The following is a 6,147-nucleotide window of genomic DNA, read 5'->3' on the forward strand; positions in this document are numbered from 1 at the left end:
AGCAGGGGGTGCGGGATGGACGACAGCGGCAACCTCGCCGGTGCCTACAGCGACGACAGCGTGCTCTTCCGGGTGCTCCGGCACCTCGGCTGGGACGACCTGGCCGACATCGGCTACTTCACGCTGCCCACCCTTCCGGTCGCGGCCCTGGCGGGGCCGGTGTTCTTCCAGCGCCGTCTGGCCCGCCGGTCGCTGGCGCTGCTGGACGCCCGGCCCGGGCAGCTCGTCCTGGATGCCGGGTGCGGTCGCGGTGACACGACGGCGCGGCTGGGCGCCGCCGGCTGCCGGGCGCTGGGGGTGGACGTCCAGCCCTCACAGATCGACCGGGCTCGTCGCCGCTTCGGCAGCCGCTCAGGCGTGCGCTTCGCCGTCGCCGACGCGAGGGCTCTGCCACGGCAGGCGGCGGACATCCCGCTGTCGGACGGCTCCTTCGACCGCGTGCACTGCCTGGAAGCCGCCTTCCACTTCGGCCATGAAGGCCGTACGTCGTTCCTGAGCGAGAGCTTCCGGCTGCTCCGCCCCGGCGGGCGGCTCGTCCTCGTGGACGTCGTATCCCGTACGGAGCAGCCGATCGGAACCCTCGACCCGAACGGCCTCGTACGCGACACGTGGCGCTTCGACGACATCGAGCCGTACGAGCGGTACCCGCTGATGGCTTCCGCCGCCGGCTTCACCACGCACCGGATCCTCGACTGGACCACCCCCGTACTCCACAGGGCGGCCCAGCTCTCCGCCCTGTTCGCCGGCACCGCGTCCACCCGGGCCGGCCGGCAGGCCCTGTGCGTGCGATGGCCCGGCCTGAGGGAACTCGATGCCCGCGAGTGGGACGAGGTCATTGCGATCGTCCGGGCTCACCAGATGATCGGGCGCGTCACCCGCTACATGGCGTACGTCTTCGACAGCACGAGGGGATCCGCCGTTGCGGTCGAGGCGGGCAAGCGGCGGATCATCGGCCAGGCCTGAGCCCTCATCACCTCTGCGGGCTCGCGTTCGGCCGGGCCGGCTACGGATGCAGCGTCGCCTCGCCGGTCACGCGGATGGCGGCCTCCTGGCCGGGGCCCACCGACAGCGGCCCCGCGACACGGACGTCGACCGGGTCGTCAACGCCCTGTACGGCCAGGGTCACCTTGGCGTCGTGGCCGTAGTAGAAGACGTCCCTGACCGTGCCCCGCACGGCCTCCTCCGTGTCCGGGTCGGTCAGTTGCAGCTGCTCGGGGCGCAGGACGACGGTGCCCGTGCTGCGGCCTTCCGGTGGGGCGGTCAGTGTCACGGTGCCCAGTGGTGTGGTTGCAGTGGAGCCGCTCCCGTGCACCGTTGCCGGGACCAGTACGGCGTCGCCGACGAAACCGGCGACCCAGGGGTCGGCGGGGCGCCGGTAGAGGTTTTGGGGGGTGTCGCACTGGGCGACGCGCCCCTGTCGTACGACGGCGACGAGGTCGGCCGTGGACAGGGCTTCCTGCTGGTCGTGGGTGACCAGCAGGGCCGTTGCCCCGGTGGCTCGCAGGGCGGATCGCACATCGGCCCGGACTCCGGCGCGCAGCGCGCTGTCGAGGGCGTTGAACGGTTCGTCGAGCAGCACGAGTGCGGGGTGTGGGGCCAGGGCCCGGGCCAGGGCGATCCGCTGCTGCTGTCCTCCGGACAGTTCGTGCGGCATGCGGTCGCCGTACCCGGCCAGTCCGACGAGGTCGAGCATGTCCGCCGTCCTGCGGCGGCGCTCGGTGCGGTCGAGGCCGGTCAGCCCGAACGCCACGTTGCGGGCCACGGTCATGTGCGGGAAGAGGGCGCCTTCCTGCGGCACGATGCCGATGCGACGCCGTTCCGGCGGCAGGTGCACGCCGGGTCCTGAGAGGGTGCGTCCGTCAAGCGCGACCGTGCCCGTGTCGGCGCGCAGGAACCCTGCGATGACGCGGAGCAGGGTGGTCTTTCCGCAGCCGGACGGGCCGAGCACGGCGGCCAGTGTCCCGCCCGGCACGGTGAGGTCCAGGCCCTGGAGGACGGGGGCGCCGGAGCGGTAGGACTTGGTGAGCTGCTCGACGCGGAGTTCGTTGCCGTGGTCGGTCATGTGCGGTGCCTGCCCAGGAGGTAGGAGGGGACGGCGGCCAAGAGGATGAGTGCTGCGGCATAGGGCGCGGCGGCCGCGAAGGAGCCGGATCCGGTCTCGGTCCACAGCCGGGTGGCCAGCGTGTCCACGCCGGTGGGGCGCAGCAGCAGCGTGGCGGGCAGTTCCTTCATGCAGACGACGAAGGTGAGCGCGGCGCCGGCCGCGACACCCGGTGCGGCCAGCGGCACGGTCACCTCGCGCAGCACGCGCAGGGGCGAACGGCCCAGGGAGCGGGCCACGTCCTCCAGCACGGGCGGCGCCTGGAGTACGGCGGCGCGGGTGGCGGCGACCGCGACCGGCAGGAACAGCACGGCGTACGCGCCGATCAGCAGGGGCAGTTGCTGGTAGAGCGGGTAGGCGTAGCGCACCGCGAAGAAGACCAGGGAGAGCGCGACGGTGATGCCGGGCAGGGCGTGGCCGGCGTAGGCGGCCTGTTCCAGCAGCCTGGCTCCGCGTCCCCGGTGGCGTGCGGCGATCACCCCGACGGGCAGTGCCAGCAGAGTGGTCAGGGCGGCTCCGGCCGCGGCGACGCCGAGGGTGGTCCAGGCGGCTTCCCCGAGCGCGCCCAGGTCCCATGTCGCCGAGTTGCCCACGGCCAGCCAGTAGCCGAGGGTGCCGAGCGGGAACGCCACCGATGCGGCGACCAGCGTGGTGCACCAGGCCAGGGCGGGGATCCGCCAGGGTCCGAGGGGCACCGGGACGGCCGGGCGGGCGGTGCCGGCACCGGTCCGGGCGTGACCGGCGCGCCCGCGGGTGCGGGTCTCGGCGGCGACCAGCGCCACCGTCATCACCACCAGGACGACGCTGAGCGCGGCGGCCGGGGTGCGGTCGAAGGAGGCGCGGTAGGAGGTGTGGATGGCGCGGGTGAAGGTGTCGTAGCGCATCAGCGAGACGGCGCCGAAGTCGGAAAGCACGTACAGCGCGACGAGCAGCGCTCCGCCCGCGGCGGCGGGGCGCAGCTGGGGCAGCGTGACTCTCAGGAAGGTGCGCACGGGTCCGTGCCCCAGGGAGCGGGCGACCTCCTCCTGAGCCGGGTCGATGCCGCGCAGCGCGGCGGCGACCGGAAGGTGGACGTAGGGGAAGCTCACCAGGGTGAGGGTGAGTGCGGCCCCGGCGAACCCGGCGGTCCGGGGTGCGCTGGCCAGCCACGTGAAGGCGGCGACGTAGCTGGGCACGGCGAGCGGCAGGGTGACCAGCACCGACCAGGCGCGTGCCCCGGGCAGGGCCGTGCGGACGGTCAGCCAGGCCAGGGAGACGCCGAGCACCAGGCAGGCTGCCACGACGACGGCCGTCAGGCTGAAGCTGCGGGCGAGGAGTTGCAGCGTCCGCTCGTCGGCGACGACGTTCCAGGCGTAGCGCGGACCGCGTTCGAGGGCGCGGACCGCGAGGTAGCCCAGGGGCAGCAGCGCGAACAGCGCGGCGACGCAGGCCGGGACGAGCAGGACCCATGCGGGTCTGCGGCCGGCGGGTGCCCCGTCCGTCCTGCGGAAGGGGCGGCGCCCGGCGGGAGCGGGTGCTCCGGCCGGGCGGCCTTCGGATGCCGATGTGGTCACGTCGGGCTCAGGGTTTCTGCCGGTCGTCTCACTCTTCCTAGACCAGTCCGACGTCCTGGAGCATGGCCAGCGTCTCCTGGAGGGATTCGAGCTTGCCCAGGTCGATGTCCGGGGACTCCAGGGACTCGAACGGCGGCAGGCCTTCGACGTTGCTGGTGACACCCGCGGCCAGCGGGTACTCCTTGGTCGTGTCGGCGAAGTAGGTCTGTGCTTCCTTGGACAGCAGGTAGTCGACGGCCTTCTGGGCGGTCCCGGCCTGGCCGCCGTCCTTGAGGATGCCGACACCGGCGACGTTGATGAGCGCGCCGGGGTCTCCGCCCGGCAGGAACTTGAGCTGTGCGCCGACCTTGTCCTCGCCCTTCTCGGCGACCCGCTCGTACCAGTAGTAGTGGTTGACCAGGCCGAGGGAGACCTCGCCCGACTCGACGGCGTCGAGGGTGGCGAGGTTGTTGGTGTACACCTTGCCGTTGGCCTTCAGACCCTTGAGCCACAGCCGGGTGGCGTCGTCACCCTCCAGGACGCGCATGCCGGTGACGAAGGCCTGGAAGGAGGCGTTGGTCGGCGCGAAGCCGACCTTGCCCTTCCACTCGGGCTTCATCACGTCGGCCACCCGGTCCGGGACCTTGTCCTCGGCGACCTTGTCCGGGTTGTAGGCGATGACGCGCACCCGCCCCGACAGGCCCACCCAGTCGCCCTCCTCGCCGCGGTAGGCCTCGTCCACCTCGTCGAGGCTCGACTGCGGCAGCTTCGCGAGCATGCCCTCCTTGGACAGGGCGCCCAGGGCGCCGGCGTCCTGCGAGAAGAACAGTCCGGCCTTGGTGCGGTCGCCCTCCTCCAGTATCTGGGCGGCCAGTTCGGCGCTGTCGCCGTAGCGCACCTCGACCTTGGCGCCGACCGCCTTCTCCAGCTTGTCCAGGATCGGCTTGACCAGCTTCTCGTTGCGCCCGGAGTAGATGACGAGGGCGGAGTCGCCGCCCTGCGCGGAGCCGCCCTCGTCGTCGCCGGAGCCGCAGGAGGCGAGGACGGGCAGGAGCAGGCCGGCCGCGAGGAGCGCGGTGATCCGGCGAGCCGAGGGGCGTCGCATGTGGTGTGCCTTCCTGGGTGGCTCGCCGGTACGCCGCGGGTTGCGTCGTCGGGTAGCGAGCGGCGAAGCGATGCTTTCAAGCCAGATGTGAACATGCTATGAATAAGGTAAAGCTTGCCTAACCGTCAAGGGATCAGTGCTATTTGCGGACGCTGCCGCAGAAAGGTCGCGCGCCCGTGATCGACTCGTCCCAACCTGCCTCGGCCCCGTTGACCACGTCATTTCCGCGTTTTGCCCCCCTTTCTTCTCCTGAGTCGCCCGCGCGTGGACCGGGGGTGCCGTTCGCGCGTGACCTCGCGGCTCACGGTGATCGCACCGCATTGATCACGCCATCGGGCGAGGTCACCTATCGAGCGCTCGCGGAGCGGGTCGCCGCCACCGCCGAACGCCTCGGCCGCACGCGCCGCCTCGTGCTGCTGGCGGGCGCCAACCGGGCCGACGCGCTCGTGGTCCACCTCGCGGCCCTCGCCGGCGGCCACCCCGTCCTGCTCGTCCCCGGCGACAGCACCTCCACCATCGACGCCCTGACGGCCGCCTACGACCCCGACGTCGTCGCGCGCCCGGACGAGCACGGCGCCTGGACCCTCGACGAGCGGCGCCGGACGAGCACGCACACCCTCCACCCCGATCTGGCACTGCTGCTGAGCACTTCCGGTTCGACCGGCTCACCGAAGCTGGTCCGTCTGTCGCACGACAACCTCCAGTCCAACGCGGAGTCCATAGCCGCCTACCTGGGCATCCGTCAGTCCGACCGCGCGGCCACGACCCTGCCCCCGCACTACTGCTACGGCCTGTCCGTCATCCACAGTCACCTGCTGCGCGGCGCCGGGCTGATCCTCACCGAGCGCTCGGTCGCCGACACCGCCTTCTGGGAGGAGTTCCGCGCGGCCCGCGGCACCGCGCTCGCCGGGGTGCCGTACACCTTCGACCTGCTCGACCGGGTCGGCTTCGCCCGCATGCGGCTGCCCCACCTGCGCTACGTGACCCAGGCCGGTGGCCGCCTGGCACCCGAACGAGTCGCCGCGTACGCCGAGTTGGGCCGGAGATCCGGCTGGGAGCTGTTCGTCATGTACGGGCAGACCGAGGCGACGGCCCGCATGGCCTATCTGCCCCCGGCACTCGCGCACGAGCGCCCGGAGACCATAGGCGTGCCGATCCCCGGAGGCTCCTTCCGGCTGCGGCCGGTCGACGGCATCGCATCGCCCGACACCGGCGAACTGGTCTACTCGGGCCCCAACGTCATGCTCGGTTACGCCGAGACGCCCGCGGACCTCGCTCTCGGCCGCACCCTGGAGGAACTGCCCACCGGGGACATCGCCCGGCGCGCCCCCGACGGGCTGTACGAGATCGTGGGGCGGCGCAGCCGCTTCATCAAGATCCTCGGTCTGCGCCTCGACCCGCACCGGGTC

The 6,147-nt window shown here is 72.3% G+C and carries 5 protein-coding genes; 2 read left to right on the forward strand and 3 right to left on the reverse strand.

Going from position 1 to position 6,147, the window contains the following annotated elements; translation table 11 throughout:
• On the forward strand, positions 1-963 hold a 963-nt coding region (locus ABT116_RS38425; RefSeq protein ID WP_351644138.1), incomplete at its 5' end, for a cyclopropane-fatty-acyl-phospholipid synthase family protein.
• A 40-nt stretch (positions 964-1,003) separates the two neighbouring features.
• On the opposite strand, the gene ABT116_RS38430 is transcribed toward ABT116_RS38425, so the two are convergent.
• Genes ABT116_RS38430 through ABT116_RS38440 form a run of 3 tightly spaced genes read right to left on the reverse strand, consistent with a single transcriptional unit; the run spans position 1,004 to position 4,738 of the window.
• Positions 1,004-2,062, reverse strand: coding sequence for an ABC transporter ATP-binding protein (locus tag ABT116_RS38430; RefSeq protein WP_351644141.1), 1,059 nt, complete (start codon positions 2,060-2,062; stop codon positions 1,004-1,006).
• Positions 2,059-3,654, reverse strand: a complete 1,596-nt coding sequence (locus tag ABT116_RS38435) for an ABC transporter permease (RefSeq protein WP_351644143.1) — start codon at positions 3,652-3,654, stop codon at positions 2,059-2,061. The genes ABT116_RS38430 and ABT116_RS38435 overlap by 4 nt, the downstream gene beginning before the upstream one ends.
• 37 nt (positions 3,655-3,691) lie before the next feature.
• Complete coding sequence (locus ABT116_RS38440) at positions 3,692-4,738, reverse strand: iron ABC transporter substrate-binding protein (protein ID WP_351644146.1); 1,047 nt, start codon at positions 4,736-4,738, stop codon at positions 3,692-3,694.
• Positions 4,739-5,058: 320 nt separating this feature from the next.
• On the opposite strand from ABT116_RS38440, the gene ABT116_RS38445 reads away from it, so the two are divergent.
• On the forward strand, positions 5,059-6,147 hold a 1,089-nt coding region (locus tag ABT116_RS38445; protein WP_502984011.1), incomplete at its 3' end, for an AMP-binding protein.

Origin of the sequence: Streptomyces sp. NPDC002130, from assembly GCF_040296465.1 — a bacterium.
Taxonomy (GTDB): Bacteria; Actinomycetota; Actinomycetes; order Streptomycetales; family Streptomycetaceae; genus Streptomyces.